General features: G+C 42.1%; 25 protein-coding genes and 2 other annotated features. Of the genes, 19 read left to right on the forward strand and 6 right to left on the reverse strand.

Features of this window, described 5'->3' with window-relative positions; all coding sequences use genetic code 11:
* Nucleotide 1: 1 nt before the first annotated feature.
* Entirely contained in the window at nucleotides 2-214 is a 213-nt protein-coding gene (locus tag ELQ35_RS08030; RefSeq protein WP_126864299.1) for a DNA-dependent RNA polymerase subunit epsilon, read from the reverse strand.
* Between the two features lie 621 nt (nucleotides 215-835).
* Here ELQ35_RS08030 and ELQ35_RS08035 point away from each other — a divergent pair.
* Nucleotides 836-1,606, forward strand: a complete 771-nt coding sequence (locus ELQ35_RS08035; RefSeq protein ID WP_126864300.1) for a Cof-type HAD-IIB family hydrolase — start codon at nucleotides 836-838, stop codon at nucleotides 1,604-1,606.
* A gap of 42 nt (nucleotides 1,607-1,648) precedes the next feature.
* On the opposite strand, the gene def is transcribed toward ELQ35_RS08035, so the two are convergent.
* Entirely contained in the window at nucleotides 1,649-2,203 is a 555-nt protein-coding gene (gene def / locus ELQ35_RS08040; protein WP_126864301.1) for a peptide deformylase, read from the reverse strand.
* Nucleotides 2,204-2,365: 162 nt separating this feature from the next.
* Here def and ELQ35_RS08045 point away from each other — a divergent pair, with 162 nt between their 5' ends.
* From ELQ35_RS08045 to ELQ35_RS08075, 6 genes are all read left to right on the forward strand, one after another.
* Nucleotides 2,366-3,034, forward strand: a complete 669-nt coding sequence (locus ELQ35_RS08045; protein ID WP_185861700.1) for a YkyA family protein — start codon at nucleotides 2,366-2,368, stop codon at nucleotides 3,032-3,034.
* Between the two features lie 547 nt (nucleotides 3,035-3,581).
* Nucleotides 3,582-4,697 carry a pyruvate dehydrogenase (acetyl-transferring) E1 component subunit alpha gene (pdhA, locus tag ELQ35_RS08050; protein WP_126864303.1) on the forward strand — a complete coding sequence of 372 codons (1,116 nt, stop codon included), beginning with the start codon at nucleotides 3,582-3,584 and terminating at the stop codon, nucleotides 4,695-4,697.
* Between the two features lie 3 nt (nucleotides 4,698-4,700).
* On the forward strand, nucleotides 4,701-5,678 hold the full coding sequence (locus ELQ35_RS08055; protein WP_126864304.1) for an alpha-ketoacid dehydrogenase subunit beta: 978 nt from the start codon (nucleotides 4,701-4,703) through the stop codon (nucleotides 5,676-5,678).
* Between the two features lie 106 nt (nucleotides 5,679-5,784).
* Nucleotides 5,785-7,131: a dihydrolipoamide acetyltransferase family protein gene (locus tag ELQ35_RS08060; protein ID WP_126864305.1), complete on the forward strand. Its 1,347-nt coding sequence runs from the start codon at nucleotides 5,785-5,787 to the stop codon at nucleotides 7,129-7,131.
* A 5-nt stretch (nucleotides 7,132-7,136) separates the two neighbouring features.
* Entirely contained in the window at nucleotides 7,137-8,546 is a 1,410-nt protein-coding gene (gene lpdA / locus ELQ35_RS08065) for a dihydrolipoyl dehydrogenase (protein WP_126864306.1), read from the forward strand.
* 583 nt (nucleotides 8,547-9,129) lie between these two features.
* On the forward strand, nucleotides 9,130-9,990 hold the full coding sequence (locus ELQ35_RS08075; RefSeq protein ID WP_246026016.1) for a polysaccharide deacetylase family protein: 861 nt from the start codon (nucleotides 9,130-9,132) through the stop codon (nucleotides 9,988-9,990).
* A gap of 164 nt (nucleotides 9,991-10,154) precedes the next feature.
* Here the strand turns inward: ELQ35_RS08075 and ELQ35_RS08080 are convergent, their stop codons facing one another.
* From ELQ35_RS08080 to ELQ35_RS08090, 3 genes are all read right to left on the reverse strand, one after another.
* Nucleotides 10,155-10,589 (reverse strand): DUF1885 family protein, encoded by a 435-nt coding sequence (locus tag ELQ35_RS08080; RefSeq protein WP_126864308.1) that lies wholly within the window; start codon nucleotides 10,587-10,589, stop codon nucleotides 10,155-10,157.
* Between the two features lie 140 nt (nucleotides 10,590-10,729).
* Nucleotides 10,730-11,614 (reverse strand): hydroxymethylglutaryl-CoA lyase, encoded by an 885-nt coding sequence (locus tag ELQ35_RS08085; RefSeq protein ID WP_126864309.1) that lies wholly within the window; start codon nucleotides 11,612-11,614, stop codon nucleotides 10,730-10,732.
* Nucleotides 11,614-12,282, reverse strand: coding sequence for a GntR family transcriptional regulator (locus tag ELQ35_RS08090; RefSeq protein WP_126864310.1), 669 nt, complete (start codon nucleotides 12,280-12,282; stop codon nucleotides 11,614-11,616). The genes ELQ35_RS08085 and ELQ35_RS08090 overlap by 1 nt, the downstream gene beginning before the upstream one ends.
* A 232-nt stretch (nucleotides 12,283-12,514) precedes the next feature.
* On the opposite strand from ELQ35_RS08090, the gene ELQ35_RS08095 reads away from it, so the two are divergent.
* The 6 genes from ELQ35_RS08095 (at nucleotide 12,515) to ELQ35_RS08120 (ending at nucleotide 17,663) form a co-directional block, all read left to right on the forward strand.
* Nucleotides 12,515-13,717: a CaiB/BaiF CoA transferase family protein gene (locus tag ELQ35_RS08095; RefSeq protein WP_126864311.1), complete on the forward strand. Its 1,203-nt coding sequence runs from the start codon at nucleotides 12,515-12,517 to the stop codon at nucleotides 13,715-13,717.
* A gap of 84 nt (nucleotides 13,718-13,801) precedes the next feature.
* The gene (locus tag ELQ35_RS08100) at nucleotides 13,802-14,863 is read left to right on the forward strand and encodes an ABC transporter substrate-binding protein (RefSeq protein WP_126864312.1); all 1,062 of its coding nucleotides are present in this window, start codon (nucleotides 13,802-13,804) and stop codon (nucleotides 14,861-14,863) included.
* Nucleotides 14,864-14,960: 97 nt separating this feature from the next.
* Entirely contained in the window at nucleotides 14,961-15,776 is an 816-nt protein-coding gene (locus ELQ35_RS08105; protein ID WP_126864313.1) for an ABC transporter ATP-binding protein, read from the forward strand.
* A complete protein-coding gene (locus ELQ35_RS08110; protein WP_126864314.1) occupies nucleotides 15,773-16,522 on the forward strand; it encodes an ABC transporter permease in 750 nt (249 codons plus the stop codon). Before ELQ35_RS08105 ends, ELQ35_RS08110 begins: the two co-directional genes overlap by 4 nt.
* Nucleotides 16,523-16,575: 53 nt before the next feature.
* Complete coding sequence (locus tag ELQ35_RS08115) at nucleotides 16,576-17,352, forward strand: ABC transporter permease (protein ID WP_185861701.1); 777 nt, start codon at nucleotides 16,576-16,578, stop codon at nucleotides 17,350-17,352.
* A gap of 194 nt (nucleotides 17,353-17,546) precedes the next feature.
* Nucleotides 17,547-17,663, forward strand: coding sequence for a GapA-binding peptide SR1P (locus ELQ35_RS08120; RefSeq protein ID WP_126864316.1), 117 nt, complete (start codon nucleotides 17,547-17,549; stop codon nucleotides 17,661-17,663).
* Between the two features lie 153 nt (nucleotides 17,664-17,816).
* Here ELQ35_RS08120 and ELQ35_RS08125 read toward each other — a convergent pair whose 3' ends face one another.
* Nucleotides 17,817-19,295, reverse strand: coding sequence for an aminotransferase class I/II-fold pyridoxal phosphate-dependent enzyme (locus ELQ35_RS08125; RefSeq protein WP_126864317.1), 1,479 nt, complete (start codon nucleotides 19,293-19,295; stop codon nucleotides 17,817-17,819).
* A gap of 441 nt (nucleotides 19,296-19,736) precedes the next feature.
* Between ELQ35_RS08125 and ELQ35_RS08130 the strand changes: the two genes are divergently transcribed.
* The 6 genes from ELQ35_RS08130 to trpC all read left to right on the forward strand — a co-directional run bounded on the left by ELQ35_RS08130 (nucleotide 19,737) and on the right by trpC (nucleotide 25,833).
* Nucleotides 19,737-20,696, forward strand: a complete 960-nt coding sequence (locus tag ELQ35_RS08130) for an NAD(P)H-dependent flavin oxidoreductase (protein WP_126864318.1) — start codon at nucleotides 19,737-19,739, stop codon at nucleotides 20,694-20,696.
* A gap of 27 nt (nucleotides 20,697-20,723) precedes the next feature.
* Nucleotides 20,724-20,996: a UPF0223 family protein gene (locus ELQ35_RS08135; RefSeq protein ID WP_126864319.1), complete on the forward strand. Its 273-nt coding sequence runs from the start codon at nucleotides 20,724-20,726 to the stop codon at nucleotides 20,994-20,996.
* Between the two features lie 317 nt (nucleotides 20,997-21,313).
* Nucleotides 21,314-21,553, forward strand: a binding site (T-box leader).
* 38 nt (nucleotides 21,554-21,591) lie between these two features.
* Nucleotides 21,592-21,875, forward strand: a binding site (T-box leader).
* Between the two features lie 206 nt (nucleotides 21,876-22,081).
* The gene (trpE, locus tag ELQ35_RS08140) at nucleotides 22,082-23,473 is read left to right on the forward strand and encodes an anthranilate synthase component I (protein WP_126864320.1); all 1,392 of its coding nucleotides are present in this window, start codon (nucleotides 22,082-22,084) and stop codon (nucleotides 23,471-23,473) included.
* A complete protein-coding gene (locus tag ELQ35_RS08145) occupies nucleotides 23,457-24,068 on the forward strand; it encodes an anthranilate synthase component II (protein WP_126864321.1) in 612 nt (203 codons plus the stop codon). The genes trpE and ELQ35_RS08145 overlap by 17 nt, the downstream gene beginning before the upstream one ends.
* Nucleotides 24,040-25,062, forward strand: a complete 1,023-nt coding sequence (gene trpD / locus ELQ35_RS08150) for an anthranilate phosphoribosyltransferase (protein WP_126864322.1) — start codon at nucleotides 24,040-24,042, stop codon at nucleotides 25,060-25,062. The genes ELQ35_RS08145 and trpD overlap by 29 nt, the downstream gene beginning before the upstream one ends.
* Nucleotides 25,063-25,833 carry an indole-3-glycerol phosphate synthase TrpC gene (trpC, locus tag ELQ35_RS08155; RefSeq protein WP_126864323.1) on the forward strand — a complete coding sequence of 257 codons (771 nt, stop codon included), beginning with the start codon at nucleotides 25,063-25,065 and terminating at the stop codon, nucleotides 25,831-25,833.
* The last annotated feature ends 17 nt before the right edge of the window (nucleotides 25,834-25,850 follow it).

Consider the following 25,850-nt stretch of genomic DNA (forward strand, 5'->3'; position numbering starts at 1 on the left):
ATTATAGCTCCAATACTTTATAGTCTTCATTTTGTTTTTTTTCATATTCTAAAAAAGCCCCTTTTACCGGTTGGATATATTCAATGTTAAAAGGCTCGTGTTTAATTTTCAAACGGACATCCCGCTCGGTTTCCCCCTCTATATACATGGTTTTAGTATGTTCACGAACAGGCACTTCTGATGCATCGCCCTGGTAGTAAACTTTGAAAATCATTCTAATCTCTCCTATCGTCTCTTTAATCGCTTTTTTCATTATATATAAAAACAACAATTATTTCATGTTTTACAACAACATTCTAAATGAAGTATGTATTTATCATCAACGGAAAAAGATGGACACTAAAGACTTTACAACAAGGAAGAAGCCCTTCGCAAGTTTTGAAGGGCCGTATTATCAAAATTCATGCGATTGTTTTCTTTCTTAATAGTCCATTCCACTGTTTTTGCAGCTTTCTACGCAGCTTTTTTAACATGGTGGATCACGCTCCCCTTATCTTTATTTTAAAGGAATATTAAATAAAGTAAATACGTCTTTCTGGACATAAGCCCATTTTTCAATAAAAATTTCACTTTTTTACAAAAATGACTTTTCAATATGGTTAAAAAACCTAATGCGGCGGCCGGTTTCCTCTTTTCGGTTAATTGTATTACAAGTATATGTAATTTTCAGGCATTCCTTTCGTTACTAATAATGGAAATTAGTTTCGAATCTATCATCGTCCGACAGAGGTATTATCTTGACAGAAACCAGGGCGAGGGGTTAAATGGGTACATATTTTGTATGCTTTTGGCAAACAAAATAATAACAGTATTGTAAAGTGAGGATGTGGAATGATTGAAGATTGTTTTTTTTGATATAGATGGAACATTGCTCGATGATGAAAAAAAGCTTCCTGCATCAACAAAAGCGGCAATAAAAGAATTGCAGGAAAATGGAACCTTCGTTGCGATTGCGACCGGAAGAGCCCCATTTATGTTTGATTATATCCGGGAAGAATTAGATATTGATACATTCGTCAGCTATAATGGACAATATGTTGTTTTTGAGAATCAAGTCATTTATAGAAACCCGCTTTCCGAAAGCCAACTCGGACAATTGCATAAAGAAGCAGCAAACCATAATAACACACCGATGGTATTTATGACCGAAAAGACGATGAAGGCCAGTGTACAGCATCATGAGAGAATAGAGACAGCAATGGGAAGCCTTCATTTTCCCCATCCAGAAAAAGATGAGACGTTTTATCTTGGCAGGGAGATCTATCAGTCATTGTTATTTTGCAAGGAAGAGGAGCAAAAACTGTATGATGGGCAATACGATAAGTTTCGCTTTATCCGCTGGCATGATGATTGTATTGATGTTTTGCCTAAAGGAGGATCAAAGGCGGAGGGAATTAGAGTGTTAATGGATAAGGCAGGTTTTAAACTGGAAGATGTTTACGCATTTGGTGACGGACTGAATGATGTGGAAATGCTTGAAACGGCCGGACATGGCATTGCGATGGGAAACGCCGTGGACGAAGTGAAGAAGTATGCTGATTATGTAACCGACCATGTTGCCGCGGACGGAATCTATAACGGATTAAAGTATTTTGAATTAATATAAAAACAGGAGCCTGGTGTTAACACCAGGCTCCTGTTTGTTTTTTTACCGTTCAACCGCAATAGCGTCCTCGGAAATTTCGAATGGACTATCTTCACGAATATGGTCATAAAACATGACACCATTTAAATGATCGATTTCATGCTGAAACACGATTGCGAGAAGGCCTCTAAGCCGTATTGTGATTTTTTCTCCTTCCAATGTCGTTCCGGTTACTGTAACTCTTGCATGGCGCGGGACATAACCGGGGACAGGACGATCGACGGAAAGGCAACCTTCACCGGCAGTCAAATACGATTTTTGGACGGAGTGGCTGGTTATTTTAGGGTTGAACAATGCGTAGCTGACCAGGTTTCCGTCTCCTTCTTTTAGGTGGACAGCGAGCATCCGTTTCGAAACATCGATTTGCGGGGCTGCGAGGCCAATCCCTGGTCTCAATCCATATTGTTCGACCATTTCCGGTTCCTGACTGTTTTTGACGTATTCAAGCAAGCTTGAAAGGATTTCTTTATCTTCCTCTGAGGCAGGAAGCGGAACTTCTTTTGCTGTCTGGCGGAGCGCAGGGTGCCCCTCTTTAATGATATCTTTCATTGTGATCATGACTGCACCTCTATTTACTTTCAAGGATCTTTATATAATATGTAGTTTACCAAAACATGCAGTAAAAGTTAATCTTTGTGATTAGACAAGATGTCACCTATTGTCAAAAGCTTCAACTATCCTTTATAGTAGAGAAGGTGATCAATTGGGGGGGAGAAATCAGTGGGAAAGCAGATACGTTTAATTGCCGTCATTTTACTATCAGCAGTTTTGGTTTCCGGGTGTAATGGTTCGCCAGAAGAACAAATCCATTCCATCCTTGAAGAAACCGTTCAACAAGAAAAGGGATTTGAGGATCAACAAACTCCCATAGCAAAATCAGAGACTAAGGAAAAGCAATTATATGATCAAATTATCAAACTGGGGATGAAGGAATTCGACCAGATTGTCAAACTATCTGATGATGCGTTGAAAAACATTCAAAATCGTGAAAAGCTAATCGAAAAGGAACACAAAAGCATACAGAAATCAGAGGAAGAATTCAATAAAATCGATACTGAAATGAAAGACATTGATGATAAAAAGGTTCAGCAGCAGGCAGAGGATCTTAAGAAAACAATGGAAAGCCGTTATGCAGCCCATGATAGGTTGTACAAGTCCTACAAAGAGAGCCTATCCCTGGATAAGCAGCTGTATGAGCTCTTTAAAAATGAAGATTTAAAGATGGAAGAACTTCAGGCGCAGATTGATAAAATCAACACATCCTACCAAAAGGTGTTACTCGCTAACGAACAATTCAATAAAGAAACAGAACTGTACAATCAGGAAAAAAAGGCATTTTATAAAAGTGCAGATATTAAAATTGCGAATAACGAAACGGATAATAAGTAAAGAAGCAAGCAGGCTCAATAGAGCTTGTTTTTTTTGAGAGCCTGAAAAAAGTAAAAGTCTGGGAACGATTTCTTGTCTTCGAAAATATTAAATCCCGTTAAAGATAATGACTAAAGGAAATTCTGGTTGGATACCCTTTGTCACAAGAGGTAAAAAAGATCTAAATTTCATTCATTGGATTCTCTGATAGAAGAAAAACCAGATTTTATGTGATACAGAGAAGAGTATTATTGTATAACAGTTTTCAAAATAGTGAATGTGTAATATGTCATATGAAGCGCTGTCAATATTGTTGAATGATTGTTCTAACTAATTGACGAATGATCATTAATTAGGTAAACTAAGAGACGGAATAAAGCATTGTACCATTTTGTTTGTGAACTTCATTGATACAGGATATCGTTGAAATTAGAAAATAAACATGTATGTTTCACTAAAGATTATTGTGGAAAATAAACACTGATATGGACACTGGCGCGAGACGCATTGGAAAAAATGCTTTATCGAAAATATAAAACCTTTTACATGGAAGGATGAGGTGGCTTAAATGGTTTCTAAAACAAAAAAAGCACAATTTGATGTCAAAAAACAGCTTGAGACTGTTGCAGACCAGTATCAAACATTACAGGTTTTAAATGAAGAAGGTGAAGTCGTTAACGAAGCGGCGATGCCTGAATTAAGCGATGAACAATTGCAGGAACTGATGAGGAGGATGGTGTATACTCGTATCCTCGATCAGCGCTCCATTTCGTTAAACCGCCAAGGTAGACTCGGTTTCTATGCTCCGACTGCTGGGCAGGAAGCTTCCCAATTAGCTTCCCAATTTGCCCTCGAGAAGGAAGACTTTATCCTTCCCGGATACCGTGACGTACCGCAATTGATCTGGCACGGCCTTCCTTTATCCCAGGCATTCTTATTCTCAAGAGGCCATTTTAAAGGAAACCAAATGCCAGAAGGTGTGAATGTTATTTCTCCACAAATCATCATTGGCGCACAATATGTCCAAGCTGCTGGTGTTGCGCTGGGAATGAAGAAAAAGGGCGCCAAGTCTGTCGCGATTACATACACTGGTGACGGCGGAGCATCCCAGGGTGACTTCTATGAAGGAATCAACTTCGCAGGAGCGTTCAAGGCACCGGCTATCTTTATCGTTCAAAACAACCGTTTCGCAATTTCAACACCTGTTGAAAAGCAATCTGCTGCAGGGACAATTGCTCAAAAAGCAGCCGCTGCTGGTATTCCCGGAATCCAGGTTGACGGAATGGATCCACTCGCTGTTTATAGTGCTGTTAAAGATGCACGTGAGCGGGCTATTAATGGCGAAGGCCCTACGCTCATTGAAACGTTAACCTACCGTTATGGACCGCATACAATGGCAGGTGATGATCCGACACGTTACCGTACAACTGATCTTGATAACGAGTGGGAACAGAAGGATCCGCTCGTCCGTTTCCGTAAATTCCTTGAAAAGAAAGGAATCTGGAACGAAGAGAAGGAAAACGAAACAATCGAAAAAGCGAAAGAAGACATAAAGGAAGCGATTAAAATCGCCGATGAAACGCCAAAACAGAAAGTCACTGATTTGATGGAGATTATGTATGAGGAAATGCCACATAATTTGAAAGAACAATATGAAATTTACAAAGAAAAGGAGTCGAAGTAAGCCATGGCTCAAATGACAATGATACAAGCAATCACCGATGCATTGCGTACAGAACTCCGCAATGATGAACAAATGCTGTTGTTCGGTGAAGACATTGGTGCGAACGGCGGTGTTTTCCGCGCTACAGAAGGATTGCAGAAAGAATTCGGCGAAGATCGCGTATTCGATACACCGCTTGCTGAATCAGGCATTGGCGGATTATCTATTGGCCTTGCACTTCAAGGCTTCCGGCCGGTACCGGAAATCCAATTCTTTGGTTTTGTTTTTGAAGTAATGGATTCCATCGTCGGCCAAATGGCACGTTTGCGCTATCGTTCAGGCGGACGTTACAATGCTCCAATTACCGTACGTTCTCCATTCGGAGGAGGAGTACATACACCGGAACTTCACTCAGACAGTTTGGAAGGCCTTATGGCTCAATCACCTGGTCTTAAAGTTGTCGTTCCGTCAACTCCTTATGATGCAAAAGGATTGCTGATTTCTGCCATTCGCGATAACGATCCGGTCATTTTCCTTGAGCACTTGAAACTGTATCGTGCCTTCCGTGAAGAAGTTCCTGAAGAAGAATACACGATTGAAATCGGTAAGGCTGATGTGAAGCGGGAAGGAACAAATTTATCGATCATTACTTACGGAGCAATGGTACATGAATCTTTAAAAGCTGCTGAAGAACTTGAAAAAGAAGGACATTCAGTCGAAGTGGTAGATCTTCGGACAATCCAGCCGCTGGACATTGATACAATTATTGCATCTGTTGAAAAGACCGGCCGTGCAATTGTTGTACAAGAAGCTCAAAAGCAGGCAGGAGTAGCCGCACAAGTGGTGGCTGAAATCAATGAACGTGCAATTTTAAGTCTGGAAGCTCCTGTATTGCGTGTTACTGCCGCCGATACGATTTATCCATTCTCACAAGCAGAAGGAATTTGGCTGCCAAATTTTAAGGATATAATCGAAACGGCGAAAAAAGTATTGAACTTCTAATCTTGTATAAACTATCTGCTTGAAGGTCGCTAATGTTCCTTTAAGCAGATCGCTTGTATGGATATAGAAACTCATGACATGATTGAATAATAGGAGGTTGAATCCAGTGGCATTCCAATTTAGACTCCCTGATATCGGTGAAGGTATTCACGAGGGCGAAATAGTAAAATGGTTTATAAAACCAGGCGATAAAGTTCAAGAGGATGATGTGCTTTGTGAGGTTCAAAACGACAAAGCCGTTGTCGAAATTCCGTCACCTGTTGAAGGAACTGTTGAAGAAATTCTAGTTGAAGAAGGCACTGTGGCAACAGTCGGAGATGTTCTGGTCACTTTTGACGCTCCTGGATATGAAAACTTACAGTTCAAAGGCGACCATGAAGAGGAAGCCAAAGATGAAAGCAAGACAGAAGGACAAGTCCAGTCTACTGCTGAAGCAGGCCAGGATGTAAAGAAAGAAGAAGCCCCCGAACAAGAGGCAGACGGTGAAACCGGAGCAGGTGCACAGCCGCAAGCTGAAGTGGATCCGAACCGCCGCATCATTGCAATGCCTTCCGTCCGTAAATACGCGCGCGAAAAAGGCGTCGAAATCAGCCAGGTATCCGGTTCAGGTGACAACGGCCGCATTATGAAAGATGATATCGATGCGTTCCAAAATGGAGGGGCTAAAGGAGCTAAGCCTGAGGAAGCCCAGACTTCCCAAGCTGAAGAAAAAGCAGCAGAGAAAACGGCTGCTGTGGTTCCTGAAGGACAATATCCAGAAACCCGTGAGAAGATGAGCGGCATTAGAAAAGCGATTGCAAAAGCAATGGTTAATTCTAAGCACACAGCACCTCACGTTACATTAATGGATGAAATCGACGTGACAAAATTGGTTGCCCACCGCAAGAAATTCAAAGAAATTGCGGCCCAAAAAGAAATCAAGCTTACCTTCCTTCCGTATGTTGTTAAAGCATTGACAAGTGCATTGCGTGAATTCCCGGCATTGAACACTTCTGTTGATGATGAGGCTGGCGAGATCATCCATAAACATTATTACAACATCGGTATCGCTGCAGATACTGATCGAGGGCTTCTTGTTCCTGTAGTAAAGGATGCTGATCGTAAATCAACCTTTGCTATCTCAAACGAAATCAATGAACTTGCCGGCAAGGCACGAGATGGAAAGTTGGCTCCGGATGAAATGAAAGGTGCTTCTTGCACTATCACAAATATCGGTTCCGCAGGCGGACAATGGTTCACACCAGTCATCAATCATCCTGAAGTGGCCATCCTTGGAATTGGCCGCATCGCTGAGAAGCCAATCGTCCGTGACGGTGAAATAGTTGCAGCGCAAGTATTGGCTTTGTCACTAAGCTTTGACCACCGTATCATTGATGGTGCCACAGCCCAAAATGCATTAAACCACATCAAGAGATTGCTTAATGATCCAGAACTATTGTTAATGGAGGCGTAATAAAAATGGTAGTAGGAGATTTCCCAATTGAAACAGATACTATAGTCATCGGTGCAGGTCCTGGCGGTTATGTAGCCGCTATCCGGGCCGCACAGCTTGGACAAAAAGTAACAATCATAGAAAAAGGCACAATTGGCGGGGTTTGCTTAAACGTTGGCTGCATTCCTTCCAAAGCATTGATTTCTGCTGGACATCGCTTCCATGAAGCGCAGCATTCAGAAGATTTGGGGATCACAGCTGAGAATGTCAAAGTGGACTTTTCTAAGGTACAAGCATGGAAAGGCTCTGTCGTTGACAAACTAACCGGCGGTGTAGCTGGTCTGTTAAAAGGAAACAAGGTTGAAAGCGTCAGCGGAGAAGCGTATTTTGTCGATGCGAACAATATCCGTGTCATGACAGAATCTTCTGCACAAACGTATACTTTCAAAAATGCTATCATTGCAACAGGTTCATCTCCAATTGAGCTGCCTGCATTTAAATATTCTAAGCGCGTCATCAATTCTACCGGTGCCCTGGCTCTTGAAGAAATTCCAGCTTCTTTAGTCGTAATCGGCGGCGGGTATATCGGAACGGAACTCAGCGGTGCTTTCGCTAACTTCGGAACCAAGGTTACGATTTTGGAAGGCATGGATGATATCCTCATGGGCTTTGAAAAGCAAATGTCTTCACTTGTTAAGCGCAACCTTAAGAAAAAGGGTGCTGAAATCGTTACAAAAGCTACTGCAAAAGGCGTGGAAGAAACAGAAAACGGCGTTGTTGTAACATATGAAGCAAAAGGCGAAGAGCAAAAAGTCGAAGCGGATTATGTATTAGTCACAGTCGGACGCCGTCCAAACACAGAAGAATTAGGACTTGAGCAGGTTGGCATCAAAAAGACAGAAAAAGGCTTAATTGAAATTGACAAGCAATGCCGTACAAATGTCAGCAATATTTTCGCAATTGGTGATATTGTTCAGGGACCGCCGCTCGCTCACAAAGCTTCGTATGAAGGCAAAATTGCTGCAGAAGCGATTGCGGGAGAAGCTTCCGAAATCGATTATCTGGCCATTCCAGCTGTCGTATTCTCTGAGCCTGAACTTGCTTCAGTAGGTTATACGGAGAAGCAGGCAAAGGAAGAAGGCATTGAAGCAAATGGGGCTAAATTCCCATTCGCTGCCAATGGCCGCGCTCTTTCCTTAAACAATAGCGATGGATTCATGAAACTCGTAACACGCAAGGAAGACGGACTGGTAATCGGTGCTCAAATCGCGGGCCCGGGAGCAAGCGACATGATCGCTGAACTGGGACTGGCTATTGAAGCAGGCATGACTGCGGAAGATATCGCCATGACCATCCATGCTCACCCGACATTGGGAGAAATCACTATGGAAGCTGCTGAAGTAGCACTAGGCAGCCCAATTCATATCATGAAATAATTAAATAAAAAAAAGGCCCACTTACCCTGTTTGGGAAGTGGGCTTTTCTTATTAATCATACTATTCATAATCGGACATATAATTGGATTTAATAAACAAGTTTACAACCTGCAAATGTTGTAGCAAGTTAATAATCACGCAGGTTGATTACACAAAAAGGATCATTATAAAGTGAGGCTGAATACTTTGAAAAACTACATTGTATTCCTCTTTCAAATTATCGTCTGGAGCGGTTATACCGTAGTTGAATGGTTGTCGGCTCATGACCGTTTATTATTCAAGGTTTTGATGTTTTTGATTTTTTGTTATCTTGCCGTGTTTATTGGAAAATCGATCCTGAAGTCAAATAAAAGAACCGTTCTTGTCACTTGCACAAGTTTGATGAGCTATGCAGTCATAGAGCTTTTTCTAAATACGTTTTTACCACATTGACTAAAATTTAGCTTTTTTGTACCTCCAATTCCCATCATTAAGTTATAATGGAAGATGGAAAGCTGGTTTTTCAACTTCGGTATCTATAATAATTGTTATATTCCATTCTTTCAAATCAGAAAAATTCATTGTAGCAGCGGGAGGACCATCATTGAAAAAACTACTAATGGTTACAGCTTTATTTAGCTTATTTTTGGCGGGGTGCGGTGGGGAGCTGGTCACGCCGAAAGACGAAAGCAAGGGTGAACAGGAGGAAGCAACCGAAACAAAGACTGAAACGAAGAAAACTGAGGAAAAGATAAAAGAACGATCTGAGGTTCATAACCAAGCAGAAAGCAAGACGGAAGCCAGCGAGACGGAGCCGGCAGTTAAAAATAGTACACCACAATATCGTCTAAATCCGGCCAATTGGTCTTTTAAACCGATTTCCAATGCTAATCCAAAAGTCGTCCTGTTGACTTTCGATGATGCACCTGATAAACATGCCTTGCAAATTGCAAAAACGTTAAAAGAGCATGGAGTCAAGGCGATTTTCTTCGTAAATGGACATTTTCTCGAAAGTGAAGCTGAAAAGGCGGTTCTGAAACAGATCTATGATATGGGCTTTCCGATTGGAAATCATACCTATAGCCATGCTGCATTAAAGGATCTTACTGAAAAGGAACAATATAACGAAATAGTAAAACTAAATGATATGGTTGAATCGATAACGGGAGAGCGGCCCAAGTTTTTCCGGGCGCCGTTCGGAATGAATACCGAGTTTTCAAAAAAGCTGGTTGCCCAGGAAAAGATGCTGCTAATGAATTGGACATACGGCTATGACTGGGAAAACGAATATCAAAACAAAGAGGCGCTAACGAAAATTATGCTCAACTCGCCTTACCTCTCAAACGGAGCCAATTTACTCATGCATGACCGGGCGTGGACGAGCGCAGCTCTATCTGACATTATAACGGGGCTTCAGGACAAAGGTTTTAAAATGTTGGATCCTTTCTTAATCGAAACCCCTTAAAAAAAGACATCCGGACATTATAGTCCGGATGTCTTTTTTACTAAGTAAGTCTGACTTCCCCCACATATATAAGTTTCAAGATAAAAGGTATACGAAGTACCTGTGACAGTAAATACATAATGATGTAGCTGTCTTGGTTTTAGTTGTCCAATGGCTGGCACATTTCATTTTCTGGGATAATAATACATAACTCGTTTATTAAATAAGTGCAGCTCGGCTTTCAACTTTTTGGCGAGGAACTTGCAAAATTCATTCGCCTTTCCCTTATCGCCGTATGTCGATGACTCGGGAAGGGTAATCTGTACGTACGATTGGATTCTTTCATTCTCGGAATCATCAACAACTTTTTCCTGGCCAATACCCAATAGAATAACTCGATAACGGTCGAAAACAGATTGCAGATACATCCATTCCCCATTTGAATCAGCGGCTTCTTTCATTTCATACGGAAACGCCTGGCTTTCATAACCCCAATCAACCTGTGTGCCGGTCTTTGTTGTAATTTCCTGATAGTACTTAAATAATTCCTTAACCTCATCAAGTGAAATCGTTTCTTTCCCCGAACCAGGAACCAGTTTAATATAAGCGTTTTCTGCCATGGATTCGCCTCCTTGCAAATTCCTGTGTATCCGTTTTCATTTTAGCATTGATTTGCAGAAACTAACAATATGGGTGTTAGATGCAATTCTTAATCTCAACTTATATAGTTTTAAAGAAACAATGCCGGAAGGTCCCGAAACTAAGCGATTCCGGACTTCATAAGCATTCCATCCAAAGGACGGTCCATATGTTGTTCCATCCATTTGGCAATTTCCAGGAGCTGGTTTAGGTCTGTTTCTGTTTCAAGTCCCATTTCGTGAAACATATTCACCATGTCCTCTGTACAAACGTTCCCGACAGCCTTAGGGGCGAATGGACACCCTCCGAGACCAGCAATCGAGGAATCGAATCTTCTGACACCGGTTTGATAACCTGCTAGTGTATTGGCAAGCCCTAGTCCACGGGTATTATGGAAATGCAGGCCTAATGATAATTGATTCCCAAAAGTATCTTTGAATGTTTTAATGACATTTTGTACTTGGACTGGATTAGCCATTCCTGTTGTATCGGCAAGAATAATTTCGGTACAACCTGCAGTTAAAAATTCTTCAGCGACTATTAAAACTCGAGATAATGCGACTTCTCCTTCAAACGGACACCCAAAAGCAGTACCAAGTACTCCTGCTACTCCTTTTTTTGCCTCTACTCCTTCCCGAATGACCTTTGTTAGTTCATCAACGGCTTGATCCACTGTCCTTTTAGCATTTCTCAAGTTAAATTGATCGCTCGTTGCGGTTACAACATGCAAGAAATCCACATCTGTTTTCAATGCACGCTCCAGACCCGAGCGGCTTAACACAAGTCCGCCATAACGGACATCTTGTCTTTTCGGAAGAAGTCGCAGTACTTCCTCGGCATCCGCCATTTGAGGTACGACTTTCGGATTGACGAAGGAAACAGCTTCAATATGTCGAATTCCCGCGTCGATTAGCCGCTTAATCAATTCGACCTTTGTCTCTACAGAAATGATTTTGCTTTCATTTTGCAATCCATCACGGGGACCTACTTCACAAATTTCTATCATCAAACTTCCTCCTTTAATAGATGGCTGTTTTTTATTTGTCCAAGATGCCTTAAAACGTGGTCGCGCCCCTGATAAATATGTTCATGCATTGCAATTCGTGCACGCTCAGGCTCCTTATTTCTGACAGCGTTATGAATAATTTTATGAACCTCGAGAGATTGTTTAAGTTGATAAGGGTTATACCAATTGAAAGAGCGAAACACGAGCGGTACAACGACAACTTTTGAGATATGAAATTGTATATGTGAGTTTTTTGAAGCATTGACAATCGCATCGTGGAATTCCTGGTTCATGTCTACAATTTCTTTAATACTATTCATATCTGATTCTAAATATTTATCAATGGCTTTCTCGTATAAGGCGTTGGCCGCCTCCATTCTTTTTAAATCTTCCCCTGTCCTATGAATGGCAGCCTGACTAGCTCCATAACCTTCTAGCAGGGTTCTTAAATCGTATATTTGTCTAATGTCTTCTTTTGAAAAGTGTCTTACACTTACTCCCCGCTTTAATGGAACAACCAGTCCTTCCGCTTCAAGCTGTTTAATTGCTTCCCTTACTGGTGTTCGGCTCAAGTTCAATTCCTTGGCAAGTGATTCCTCACCAAGCCTCATTCCGGGCTCGAATTTTCCTTGAATTATCGAGTCTTTTATAAATTCGTATGCATACATAAAAACACCTCACGATCATTGTATACAAAGTGCGAAACAATATCAATAATATTCTGAAAACGGTTAATAAAGCCGGCTAAAAAGACTTATTTTTGTCTAAATAAATATTTTTTTAAATTTTTGTTGACTAATTGTATACAAACATTTAAATTTGTATAGAAGATTAGCAAAATTCAGAATCTGTATATGGAATCGAATACATACAATATGCGTGGACAGGAGGAAAATCATAATGACTAAAAACCGACTGCCTTTAGAAGATTTGCGAGTCATCGAACTTGGGACACTCTTGGCTGGACCCTTTTCAGGAAGACTGCTGGCAGACTTTGGTGCAGAAGTGATCAAGGTAGAACCACCAGGTAAATCAGACCCGATGAGAAATTGGGGGAAGTCCAAAGATGGAGTAGGTCTTTGGTGGCCGATTCAATCGAGAAATAAAAAATCGATCACACTTAATCTACGTGGAGAAGAAGGGCAAAGCATATTAAGAGAACTGGTGAAGGAAACGGATATTTTAGTGGAAAATTTTCGGCCGGGAACGATGGAAAAATGGAATCTTTCATATGAAGAGTTATCAGAAATCAACCCGAAATTGATCATGGTTCGAACGTCAGGCTATGGGCAAACCGGTCCTTATAAACATCGTGCCGGATTTGGCAGTGTTGGAGAAGCAATGGGAGGTCTTCGTTATGTGACTGGTTTCCCGGATCGTCCGCCTTCAAGGATTGGTATCTCGGTCGGAGATACTTTGTCAGCTTTATTTGCGACAATAGGGTGCCTGGTAGCGGTCCATGAAAGAGAGCATTCCGGGATAGGACAGGTGGTGGATACCGCCCTGTATGAATCGGTATTTTCCATTATGGAAAGCATCATTCCAGATTACTTACTCGCAGGTTATGTAAGGGAACGGATGGGAAATATCCTTCCCGGTGTTGCACCATCGAACATTTATTTTACAAAAGACAAAACTTACATCGTCATTGGTGCTAATGCAGACGGTGTTTTCCGGAGACTCTGTGAAGCAATGGAGAAGCGAGAATTAGCAGATGACCCCAGGTTCGCTACCCACAATGCCAGGGGAGAAAATATGAAACTTCTTGATTCATTGATAGAAGAATGGACAAAATCCTTGCCTGCTAAAGAAGCTCTCCAAGTTCTTGAGGAAAAAGGAGTACCATCCGGACTTATCTATTCAGCAAAAGAAATCTTAGAAGATCCACATTATAAAGAACGAGAAATGATCATTAATGTTGAACATCCTCAATTAGGAGAATTTTCAATGCCAGGCGTTGTGCCGAAATTAAGTCGGACTCCTGGGAAGGTAAAGTTTGCCGGTTCGGAAACGATGGGAAAAGACAACCATGAAGTATACGGAAAAATACTCGGCTACACTGAAAATAAAATAGAAGAATTAAACAAGGCAAAAATCATATAAAAAGGGGGGATGTAAAGAAAAAATGAAAGCGGTGACACTTTGCTTTTTCTGTTTTTAATTCTGGTAAAAACGAGGGGGATTTTTATGGTTGGGAAAGAAATATGGATGTTTAAAACGTCTACGGTGATGATTCTGTTACTCATGTTAATCCTTGCAGGCTGCGGAGGAAAAGATTCAGCAAGCAGTACAGTTGAAAGTGAAAAGAAGGGCAAGGGAAAAATGGATGAGATTGAAATATCAGTGACCCATTATCCGACTGGGTTGTATGGTGTTCCTTATAATGTAGGGATAGATAAAGGTTTTTTTGAAGAAGAGGGAATCAAAATTAAAAAGATTGTCGGCAGTTCCGGTGGAGGAACAACGGTCCGCAATGTACTGTCTGGGGATCTTCCATTTGGTGATGTGTCCACTTCAGCCGTGCTACAATCGTACCTTGCTGGTGCTCCATTAAAAATTGTTGGCGGGGGAGTACAAAGTGTTAGTGATCTGGTTTATGTGACAAGGAAGGACGACAAAATTGAAAAAGTCGAAGATCTTAAAGGGAAAACATGGGCGTTTACAAACCCTGGTTCTGTTTCAGAAACCACTTCTCAATTAGTTTTGGACGCTGCCGGCATTGATCCGAAATCGTTAAAGCTTGTGGCTTCTGGAGGAGTCAGCGAAGGGTTGACGTTATTAAAAGAAGGGGAAGTAGACGCTACACTAATGCTGGAACCTGCATATTCGGTTCAGAAAAATGATTGGAAAGCTTTATTCCGTGTTTCTGATCACGTCAGTGCCTACCAGCAAAGCGTAATCATAACTAGTCCACAGGTGATTAAGCAAAATCCTGGTCTTGTGAAACGCTTTCTTGCTGCTTATCAAAAGTCGGTAGAATGGACTTATGCAAACCCTGACGAGGCAGGAAAAATTTTTGCGAAGTATGCGGAAATCGATGAGGCTGCCTCGGTAGCTGCACTTAAGGACTTGGAGGAACATTGGAACAGCAAAATAGAAGTTGATTCTATGAACAATGTAACTAAAGGAATGCAGCTAGCAAATACATTGAAGAAGGGAGAGGAAATAGTCTGGGAAGAGGTTCTGGATATGAGCTTTTTGCCTGAAGAACAAAGGCTAGACCCTTCTAAACTCGACAGTAATAAATAAGAGTGATAAAAAATGCCATTGCCGGGGATGAATTTCTTTTTCCAACTTCTCCGGCAGCGGTTTTTCCAATAAATCGATAGCAAAGGGGCAAACACAAATGGCTGAACCACTAATGAAAGTGGAAAATTTGACAAAAGTCTATAATAGCGATGCCAAAGAAGTTGTTGCTTTAAAAAATATTGAGTTCACCGTCCAGAAAGGGGAATTCATCTCAATTGTTGGCCCCAGCGGGTGTGGTAAAACAACATTGTTGGAGATTTTATCCGGGCTAAGGCTGCCCACAACAGGTTCGGTTAAAATTAAAGGGAAAGCCGTTACAGGACCGCAACGTTCGATTGGCATTGTATTTCAAGAAGAATCTACTTTTCCTTGGAGGACTGTGTTGGAAAATGTTGAGTTTGGGCTTCAGATGCAGGGTATGCCAAAGGCGGAGTATAGAGATAAAGCACACAAGATGGTTGAGCTCGTAGGGTTAAAAGGATTTGAAAACTCTTACCCTTTTGAACTATCAGGAGGGATGCGACAGAGAGTAGCTATTGCACGGACTTTAGTTACCCAGCCGGAAATTGTCGTAATGGATGAACCGTTTGGGGCATTGGATGAGCAAACCCGACTGATTTTAGGGGGAGAGCTTCTAAAAATTGTTGAACAAACGAAAGCAACAGTGGTTCTCGTAACACACAGCATACAGGAGGCTGCCCTGCTATCCGATAAAATTGTCGTGTTATCAGCCAGACCGGGAAAAGTCAAATATCTTATTAAAAGTACGCTGCCTAAACCCCGGGATGCAACTGCACTGACGACGCCGGAATTTGCTGAAATTACACAAAAGCTCTGGTCTAGCCTTGAAGAAGAATCTTTAACGAAGAGACATGATGTGGATAATGATAGCAGCCGGGTAGTAGGACAATGAAAATGCATCGGCTTATCCAAACCCTCATCGTTGTCTGCTTGTTAGTTTTATATGAGTTAGCGACCCGTATGAATTGGCTTGATTCGTTTACGTTTATTCCCTTTTCTACTATGTTCGTGAATATGATTGAAAACTTAACCGATCCTGAATATGTCACCAATCATTTTGGTGTAACTGCCCTGGAAATTCTCGCTAGTTTTATGGGTGCTATAATATTTGGGATCATTTTTGGGATTATCTTATGGCGTTCCGATTTTGCCCATCACGTCCTTCAACCTTACCTTATGCTTTTTTATGCCATTCCCTTTTTTGCTTTATACCCTATTTTTATCAGCATATTTGGCATCGGGCCCCTGCCTGTGATCATGATCGGGTTGTTCTTTGCCCTACCTGCTGTAATAACTAACACAGCCATTGGCTTTCGAGAAATTAGAAAAGTACTTGTAAAAGTTGGGCAATCCTGTAATCTTTCATTTCGTCAAATGATTGTACACATTTATTTTCCAGCAGCCTGGCCGTTTATTTTTACAGGTATCAAACTGGCAGCTGCCTATTCGATCATTGGGGTAATAGCGACAGAGTTTATCTTATCAGCACGTGGATTGGGCTATACCATTTCGTACGCATACAATAATTTTGACATAAACGGCATGTACGGTTCGGTTCTCCTTGTCATAATGATTGCGCTGACAGTTAATATAGTTCTCGGTTTTATTGAAGCCAGGGCTTATAGGAAAAATTCATAAGTTCAGGTTGCAGTTAGGTCGAAATACGTTACATTGAAATGGGGGAGCACATTGTGAAAATAAAGACTTCGCAACAAAAGTGGTATGCGTTTGGTAGATATATGGTTCCCGTGGCGATAATCATCCTGTGGGAGATCATTTATTTAATGTTGGGAGAACCTGCTATGGCATCTCCTTGGCAAAGTGTAGTTGAACTGAAAGAAAATGCAAATAGGTGGCTGGGTGACATGGGGAACACAGTGTTTACTTTGCTCATATCATTCATTATCGCATCAATATCGGGCGTTATACTTGGCTTTTTCATTGGATTGAGTGCTTTTTGGACGAAAACGTTATCGCCTTTATTACTTGGACTTTATTCCATTCCGAAAGTAACTCTATATCCGATTTTTCTTTTAATATTTGGGTTAACCCTTCAGGGAAGAGTTGCTTTTTCTGTTTTTCACGGGATTTTTCCCATCATGATCATCTGTATGGAAGCAACCCGGACGGTACCTGACATTTATCTTAAACTGGCAAAATCGTATCGAATGTCCTTTATGCAAAAAGCAAGGCAGATATTAATTCCAGCAATCATGCCCCAATTAGTGGTCGGTCTTCGGATGAGTTTCAGCCTTTGTTTCCTGGGACTGATTTTGGCAGAAATGTTTGCTTCTTATGAAGGATTAGGTCATCGCTTAGTTCATTATATGTCACTTAACCAACCCTCATCTATTCTTGCTATTATAATCTTTATTGTGTTTATTGCGTTTTTCTTCACCTTTTTATTCCTCATCTGGCAGGAGAAGAACGAGCAAAAGATCGGCAAGCGGCAGATTAACTTGTCATAAAGTGATCATGGAATAATTGGAAAAATAAAATCATATTGTGGTTAATCCTCACTAGCTGCAAAAAAATATTTAATGTGACATACAATTTAAGCTTGAAAAATTAATTGTGTTATATTATTATAGATATATAGAAGTTAAAGCGTTTTCAATTTGCGTTTCTAATAATTATAAATCATTAGGAAGGAGATTAGAAAATGGGAACCATTGTATGTCAACACTGCAACAACACTATTGAACACTTTGAGGATGAAAAAGTAAGCGTACTTTATTCACAATGCGGAAGCTGTCCGGAAGATGTCACAGAGGAATAAAGGGTAATCAATATATGTAAAAGGCCGGCTTATGAAAAGGCGGCCTTTTACTTAAAGAAAAAAAGTATACCTTTTCAATGTCCACAGGACGTGTGTCGGATCTTGGTCGACGACGTTCCTTATTTAAGTGCAAGGCGCTTCCGTTTTTCGATGCTATTTAATCGCTTTAAATTCTTTGATGACCCTCAGGAATTTAAGTTCGCTGTCCTCTGGACCCTGAACGGGCAATCCGACTTCGATATTTTTGTTAATGTAGTCGATATTTTCCTGTGTGATGATCTCACCGGGAATAAAAATCGGGATTCCCGGGGGATAGACCATGATAAATTCGGCGATGATGCGTCCCACTGATTCTTCGATAGGCACGATTTCTGTATCGGCGTAAAAAGCATCCCTCGGTGTTATCGCAAGCGAAGGAATGCTTGGCAGCAGCACTTCTATTTCAGTTCTTTCTTCTTCGCCGATATATTTATGGAACCCCTCGGATAAATTCTCTAAGGCTTCGATTAATAAATCGGCCTCCTTCTTTGTATCCCCTGGGGTCACAATGCAAAGGATGTTATATAAATCGGACAGTTCCACTTCAATATTATACTTTTCACGAAGCCACTTCTCTACATCATATCCGGTAATGCCCAAACCCTTCACTGAAATGGTCAGCTTGGTAGGGTCCAGATCAAAGGTTGCCTTGCTGCCGAGAATTTCCTTGCCCACACAATGCAAATAGTGAATATTGTTGATTTCCTTTCGCATATAGTCTGCAAGGGATAGGGTTTGTGAAGCCAATTCTCTGCCCTCTGTAGCGAGCCGCTTTCTGGCTACATCAAGAGAAGCCAATAACAGATATGAAGTTGATGTAGTGGTTAGCATGCTCAATATGGATTGTACGCGATTAGCGGAAACAAGTCCTTCGCGGACATTCAGGATCGAGCTTTGCGTCATAGAGCCACCGAGCTTATGAACACTTGTCGCTGCCATATCGGCGCCGGCCTGCATCGCTGACAATGGCAGTTCTTCGTGAAAATGGATATGAACACCATGGGCTTCATCCACCAGCACAGGTACGTCGTAAGAGTGTGCTATTTCCACGATTCTTTTTAAATCAGCTGAAATGCCGAAGTACGTTGGGTTAATAACAAGCAGGCCTTTCGCGTCAGGATGCTGCTCAAGAGCATGTTCTACCGATTCAGTCGTAATTCCGTGTGAAATCCCGAGGTTTTTATCAACTTCTGGATGGATGAAAATGGGTACAGCCCCGGAAAAGACAATTGCAGACATTACCGATTTATGAACGTTCCGAGGAACGATAATTTTATCCCCGGGTCCGCAAACAGCCATCACCATGGTCATGATCGCCCCGCTTGTACCTTGTACGGAAAAAAAGGTATGATCAGCCCCAAAGGCTTCCGCTGCAAGATCCTGTGCTTGCTTTATGATGCCTCTTGGTTGATGGAGGTCATCGAGTGGAGCAATATTGATCAAGTCGATTGATAAAGCATTATCTCCTATGAATTCACGAAATTCAGGATCGATGCCGTTCCCTTTTTTATGGCCAGGTATATGGAATTGGACCGGATTTTTTTTAGCATGCTGTAATAAACCTGTGAATAAGGGTGTATCATATTGTGACAATTCTTCGTAACACCTCTTCTGTAAAATGTTTTTTTCGCTTCTTGGAATATAAGAAATGCTTCTTTAACAAATATGAATGTATAGCTTCAATGCGCTTTTCTAAAAGATTAGAAAGTATAGCTTTTTCAATGTGTACTGGTGTCTAGCTTCAGCGCCCAGCCCCTCGAGGTCATAAGCTAGATCCCTACAGAAGGCAAAAAGCGCCTTCCTTCGGGATCTAGCTTATGCTTGTCAGGGCTGAACAGGGCGCTTACGCTTTTCCGATACAAAACAAATGAATTATAGCATCTATGCTAGTGTTTGCAAAGGAAATAATTTATACAATGGAAAGGTATTTTAAGGGATTGTTTTTCTTAGGTGTTCTGAAAAATAATTCTAGTTTTCTCAACAAGATTTCTTTACACTATATAGAAAGGAATGGGAAAACAAGGGGGAAGTATAATGATTTGGAATACTAGAGTAACCGAATTGCTTGGTGTTGAATTTCCGATTATCCAGGGAGGGCTGGCGCATCTTGCGTATGCAGATCTCGCCGCTGCTGTTTCGAATGCAGGAGGCCTTGGCCAAGTGACTGCGATGAGCCTTCAGACACCTGAACAGCTTCGCGCGGAAATCCGCAAAACGAAGAGCATGACCGATAAACCGTTTGGTGTCAATTTCGCGATCGGCCAGCATGGCAGGACATTCGAGCATTTCCTGAAAGCGGCACTGGAAGAGGATGTTTCGATAGTCTCTGTTACAGGCGGGAACCCTGCCCCTTTTTTTGATTTATTGAAAGGGACAGATGTTAAGAAACTTGTTCTCGTTGCAGCGAGAAGGCAGGCTGTCAAAGCGGAGGAACTAGGGGCAGATGCGGTCATGGTGGTCGGGCAAGAAGGCGGCGGTCATTTAGGCAGAGATGATATTGGCACGACTGTGCTGATTCCGCAGGTTGTTGATTCAGTGTCGATACCAGTTATTGCGTCTGGTGGATTCGGCGACGGCCGTGGACTGATGGCAGGCCTTGCCCTGGGAGCGGAAGGGATTGAGATGGGAACGAGGTTTATCGCTACTAAAGAATGCGTTCACGCACATGAAGTTTATAAAACAGCTCTTGTAAACGGGAATGAAAATGATACGGATGTTATCAAACGGTCAATAGGTGCGCCTGCCAGGGTCATTTCCAATAGCTGGACCGATAAGATTCTTGAGATTGAAAAAGAAAACGGAGTCTATGAAGCGTTAAAGGATTACATAAGCGGAGAAGCGAATAAACGGTACATCCATAATGGAAAAACTGATGATGGATTCGCATGGGCAGGGCAGGTAATGGGATTGATCCATGATGTACCGGCTGTAGCTGAACTTTTTGACAGAGTGATAAATGAGGCGGAAGCAATCCGGCAAAAATGGACAAAGTAAGGATAAACGGTAAGCAGGTGATCATTGATGGATTATCAATATCCGATGGATATGGACTGGACAACTGAAGAAATCGTCGATGTTATTCATTTTTTTGAAGCGGTGGAAAAAGCATACGAGAACAAAATTCAAAAAGAGGAATTAATGTCAACATATCGAAGATTCAAGGAAATAATTCCTGGCAAAGCTGATGAAAAAAAATATACGGACGAATTCCAAGAAAGCAGCGGCTACTCCTCATATTTGGTCATGAAGAAGGCGAAAGAGACGGAAAGCGCTGCATGGATCTCGATGAAATAAACGAAAATGTTGTCGCTTCTGCTTTTCTTTTAAAGCTAAGAAAGTATAACTTTTTGAACGTAGACCTGGTGTCTAACCTTACACCTGCCACCCTCGGGTCATAAGCCAATCAGCTGATGGGGAGAAAACCGCTCCCCATACATCTGTTCGTCTTATGCCTGTCGGGCGTCTCCTTGGCTAATCAATGCTCTAACTGAAGAACAATGTTCGTAAGCCAAGGACCGGTGACGGTTTTTCTTATAAAATTCAAAATCTTTGGAGATAACTCTTGACTTCATATGCGTAAACGATTTAATATGTTAAATAAGATTTAGTAATAAAAGGTGCTGACGAAGAAGAGTAGCTTTACGGATACATTAAAGAGAGCCGGTGGTTGGTGAAAATCGGTATGTATCGTTTAGTGAATGGCCTTCCGAGCCCCAAACCGAAACCATTATGGCAGTAGGCTTTGGCGAACCAGTCTCCTCGTTACAAGAGACAGGCATTTTTCAAATAGATGCCGTAAAGTGAGCTTTTTTAGCTAATAAAGGTGGTACCACGGGTTCCTCGTCCTTTTGGATGGGGGCCCTTTTTGTATTTTTTTAAAACTTTATATTGTAAATTGTTAAAGTAAGGGTAAGTAGCCGTTTTAGATTCGCTACAGAGAGCCGGGGAAGCTGGAAACCGGTACGATATAAAAAGGTGAATGGACTTACGAGAGGCCTCCTGAATGAACAGTAGGGAAGCCCGGATTCCCCCGTTAAAAAGGATAGGGTATTGACAACACAAGACATTTTTAACTAATGTTCCAGTGTGTGATTCCGGTACCTGAAAAAAGTGGGAAGGCGAAAGATGCTTTCCAACCTGAGGTGGCACCGCGGTGAATGAATCGTCCTCTGCAAACAGACTTTTTCTGTTTGCAGGGGACTTTTTTATTAGAAAAGCGCAAGCGCCTTGTATAAAGGAACACGGCTAACATCCGCCACGTCCTTATGTTTTCGTCGGCACTAGTACGTCCTGTGCGTCGGGGCTAGGCTGCTTGCGCTAGACACCGGTTCAAGTTGAAAAAATAATCCTTTCAAATTCAAGAATAAGGACGTGATAATGTGAGTAAAAAGCTGAATTGCAGAGTGGAGACACTGGAAGGGGATACGCATACTCCTGTGTCCGTGTTTCAAAAGCTAACCGGAAAAAAGAAGTTTTTGCTTGAAAGTTCGAATAAGCACGAAGGAGATGGCCGCTACTCCTATTTGGGAAGCAATCCCGCCTTTGAAATCCGCTCTTTGGCTAATGATATAACACTGATTGATTTGCGGAATAACGAAACAAAAAATCATCGGGGCCGAATCCTTGATTTTTTAAAAACAGAAATTTTGACGGAAACAAGTCCTGAATTGCCATTTCCGTTTTATGGCGGGGCTATCGGTTTTCTTGGGTACGACGTCATCCGCCAATATGAAGAAATTGGCGAGGTCCCGCCTGATCAATTGAAAATGCCGGAAGCTCATTTCATGGTTTACAGGGAGGTGATCGTTTTCGATCATGCCTTGCAAAAAATCCACCTTGTCGTCCTGGATGAATCTGAGTCAGAGTTACAAAAGCGGATCGGCAAACTGAAAAAGCTGCTTTCAGAAGAAACTCGTGTGATTGAACATGAAAAGAGCGTTCTTGAATTCAGCCCTTCGATGCCCCGGGAAAGATTTGAGGCGTTAGTGAAGGAAGCGAAAGAATCGATCATTGCCGGAAAGATTTTTCAAATCGTGCTTTCTCAACGCTTTACTTCCAAGTTTGACGGGAGTCCTTTTGAAATATACCGCAAGCTCCGCGTCAAAAACCCTTCTCCTTATATGTTCTTTCTGGATTTTGAAGACTATGCCGTGCTCGGCTCTTCGCCGGAAAGCATGATGAAGGTAAGAGGAAGGAAAGTGACTTTAAATCCAATCGCCGGTACTAGGCCGCGGGGAAAGAGTGACGAGGAAGATCATCTTTTTGAAAAAACCCTGCGTTCTGATGAAAAGGAAATTGCTGAACATATGATGCTTGTCGATCTAGGAAGGAATGATCTTGGAAGGGTTTCGAAGGTAGGATCGATTGACATTACCGCTTCGATGCTGATTGAACGCTATCAATATGTCATGCATCTTGTCTCTGAAGTGTCCGGGGAGCTGAATGACGGGATTTCTGGCTTGGATGCCTTAGCTGTATGCCTGCCTGCTGGAACTGTTTCGGGGGCCCCGAAAATCGAGGCAATGAAAATTATTAACAAACTCGAAAATTCTAAGCGGGGCCTTTATTCCGGGGCAATCGGCTATATATCGTACAACGGCAGTCTTGATATGGCACTTGCGATCAGAACGATGATCATTAACGATAAAACCGCCTATGTCCAGGCGGGAGCCGGGATTGTTTACGATTCAATTCCTGAAAAGGAATATGAGGAAACGATTAATAAAGCGAAAGCACTAATGGAGGAAGCTGAACATGATTTTGTTAATTGATAATTATGATTCGTTTACCTACAACCTGTATCAGTATATTGCAGAACTCGGTCAGGACATATTGGTTAGAAGGAACGATGCGATCACACTCGCGGAAATTGAAGCTCTTGGGCCGGAAGCGATCGTTATATCACCGGGACCAGGCCGTCCAGAGGAAGCAGGCATCTGCATCCCTTTGATCCGGCATTTTTATGAATCGGTCCCGATACTTGGTGTTTGCCTCGGACACCAGGCCATTGCAGCTGCCTTTGGGGCGGAGATCATTGCAGCTAAACGGATTTGCCACGGAAAAACATCACCGATTACTCATAACGGGAAGGGGATTTTTGAATATCAGCCACAGCCCCTTGAGGTAATGAGATACCACTCTCTGGTTGTCGACAGGGAAACGGTGCCGATTGAATTTGAAGTAATGGCAAACGATATGAATGATGGTGAAATAATGGCTATCAGGCATCTGTCATTACCGGTATATGGAGTTCAGTTTCATCCGGAGTCGATCGGAACAAAGACAGGTAAAAAATTATTGCATGAATTTATTATTCAGGCTGGGAGGGGAAGAAAACATGAAATTGTTTCTGGAAAAACTATCTGAGAGAAAAACACTTTCACAGGAGGAAATGATGCTTGCGGCGGAGGCTTTATTTTCTGAAGAGATTTCAGATAGTGAAATTGCTGCATTTCTGGTCGCCCTTAAGGCAAAGGGAGAGTCAGCGGCTGAAATCGCGAGCCTTGTTCAGGTTTTACGGGAAAAAGCAATGCCGATCAACCATGATTTCGAAAATGTCATGGATAATTGCGGTACAGGAGGAGACGGTTCACAAAGTTTTAATATCAGTACCGCTTCCGCTTTCGTGATAGCAGGAGCAGGGGTTAAAATCGCCAAACACGGAAACAGGAGTGTTTCCAGCAAAACAGGTAGTGCAGATGTGCTAGAGAAGCTCGGTGTTGACTTGCAAGCTGGACCGTTACAGATAGAAGAGATGTTAAAAGAAAATGGGATTGCATTTTTATTTGCTCCGCACATTCATCCGAAAATGGCAAGAATTATGAAGATACGAAGGGAATTGAAGATTTCGACAGTGTTCAATTTAATCGGACCGTTAACGAACCCGGTGGAATTGACCACACAGCTGCTTGGCGTATACCGGAAAGAGATGCTGGAGCCTTTCTCAAGGGTGCTTGATTCGCTGGGCAGAAAAAGGGCGATTATCGTAAACGGAGCAGGTAATATGGATGAGGCAAGTCTCCAGGGAACGAACAGCCTTGTCCTGCTTGAAAAGGGAGAAATTACAAGCTTTACTTTGCATCCTGAGGAAGTAGGCCTGCCCGTTTATCAAAATGAAACGATAAAAGGCGGAGATGCCAAAGAAAACAGCGAGATCCTCCTGAATGTTTTAAGAGGGGGAAAAGGTGCTTATCGGGATACAGTCCTGCTTAATGCGGGACTCGGCATATATGCATACGGCAAGGCGTCAACCATCAAGGAAGGAATTGCACTAGCAAATGAAAGCATTGATAGCGGTAAAGCCCTTGGGAAATTAGAGACGCTCATTTCAAATAACAGATCAAAAAGCGGGGTGATTTAAGTGGAGAATATTTTGACGAAAATAATCGCGCGCAAAGCAGAAGAGGTAGCTGAACTGAAGGAGCGAGGCTATCGAATGAGCAAGGAATTCATAAGGCCATGCCGTTCGCTTTATTCAGAAATAAAGCATAAGGATTCCCTCGGCATCATAGCCGAGATTAAGCGTGCCTCTCCTTCCAAGGGTGATATTTCCCCCGACGTTATTCCTGCTTCCCAGGCGGGGATATATGAAGCCCATGGCGCTGTGGGGATATCTGTTTTAACCGATACTGATTTCTTTAAAGGCTCCTTTTTAGATTTAGAATCGGTCCGCTCGGCAGTAGAGCTTCCGCTGCTATGCAAAGACTTCATCATTGATGAAATCCAGATTGACCGTGCCCGGAAGGCCGGAGCCGACGTTATTTTATTGATTGTTGCGGCTCTTTCAGCCGAAAGGCACCAGGAGTTATATCGTTATGCGCATAACATCGGGCTTGAAGTGATTACCGAAGTGCATAATGAATACGAACTGGAACGTGCCGTAAATACTGGTGCTGAAATGATTGGAATCAACAATCGCGATTTAAAGACATTCCAGGTTGATCTGGCCGTCACCGAAAAGCTTGCAAATCAACTTGGAAAGTCCACAAGTGCATTGATTAGCGAGAGCGGAATCAAAACGAAGGAAGATGTGCTGCGGGTGAGAGCAGCTGGTGCTGATGCTATTTTGGTAGGCGAAACCTTTATGAAAAGTGATGACCTGCCCAATAAATTAGCTGAATTTCAAATATAACGTTAGGAGTTTCTCAA

Origin of the sequence: Peribacillus cavernae (assembly GCF_003989135.1) — a bacterium.
GTDB lineage: Bacteria > Bacillota > Bacilli > Bacillales > DSM-1321 > Peribacillus > Peribacillus cavernae.

Coding starts and splice junctions, on each gene's coding strand:
- ELQ35_RS08030 (WP_126864299.1), bottom strand. CDS start 214: ATGATTTTCAAAGTTTACTACCAGGGCGATGCATCAGAAGTGCCTGTT.
- def (WP_126864301.1), bottom strand. CDS start 2,203: ATGATCACAATGAAAGATATCATTAAAGAGGGGCACCCTGCGCTCCGC.
- pdhA (WP_126864303.1), top strand. CDS start 3,582: ATGGTTTCTAAAACAAAAAAAGCACAATTTGATGTCAAAAAACAGCTT.
- ELQ35_RS08055 (WP_126864304.1), top strand. CDS start 4,701: ATGGCTCAAATGACAATGATACAAGCAATCACCGATGCATTGCGTACA.
- lpdA (WP_126864306.1), top strand. CDS start 7,137: ATGGTAGTAGGAGATTTCCCAATTGAAACAGATACTATAGTCATCGGT.
- ELQ35_RS08080 (WP_126864308.1), bottom strand. CDS start 10,589: ATGGCAGAAAACGCTTATATTAAACTGGTTCCTGGTTCGGGGAAAGAA.
- ELQ35_RS08085 (WP_126864309.1), bottom strand. CDS start 11,614: ATGATAGAAATTTGTGAAGTAGGTCCCCGTGATGGATTGCAAAATGAA.
- ELQ35_RS08090 (WP_126864310.1), bottom strand. CDS start 12,282: ATGTATGCATACGAATTTATAAAAGACTCGATAATTCAAGGAAAATTC.
- ELQ35_RS08095 (WP_126864311.1), top strand. CDS start 12,515: ATGACTAAAAACCGACTGCCTTTAGAAGATTTGCGAGTCATCGAACTT.
- ELQ35_RS08100 (WP_126864312.1), top strand. CDS start 13,802: ATGGTTGGGAAAGAAATATGGATGTTTAAAACGTCTACGGTGATGATT.
- ELQ35_RS08105 (WP_126864313.1), top strand. CDS start 14,961: ATGGCTGAACCACTAATGAAAGTGGAAAATTTGACAAAAGTCTATAAT.
- ELQ35_RS08110 (WP_126864314.1), top strand. CDS start 15,773: ATGAAAATGCATCGGCTTATCCAAACCCTCATCGTTGTCTGCTTGTTA.
- ELQ35_RS08120 (WP_126864316.1), top strand. CDS start 17,547: ATGGGAACCATTGTATGTCAACACTGCAACAACACTATTGAACACTTT.
- ELQ35_RS08130 (WP_126864318.1), top strand. CDS start 19,737: ATGATTTGGAATACTAGAGTAACCGAATTGCTTGGTGTTGAATTTCCG.
- ELQ35_RS08135 (WP_126864319.1), top strand. CDS start 20,724: ATGGATTATCAATATCCGATGGATATGGACTGGACAACTGAAGAAATC.
- ELQ35_RS08145 (WP_126864321.1), top strand. CDS start 23,457: ATGATTTTGTTAATTGATAATTATGATTCGTTTACCTACAACCTGTAT.
- trpD (WP_126864322.1), top strand. CDS start 24,040: ATGAAATTGTTTCTGGAAAAACTATCTGAGAGAAAAACACTTTCACAG.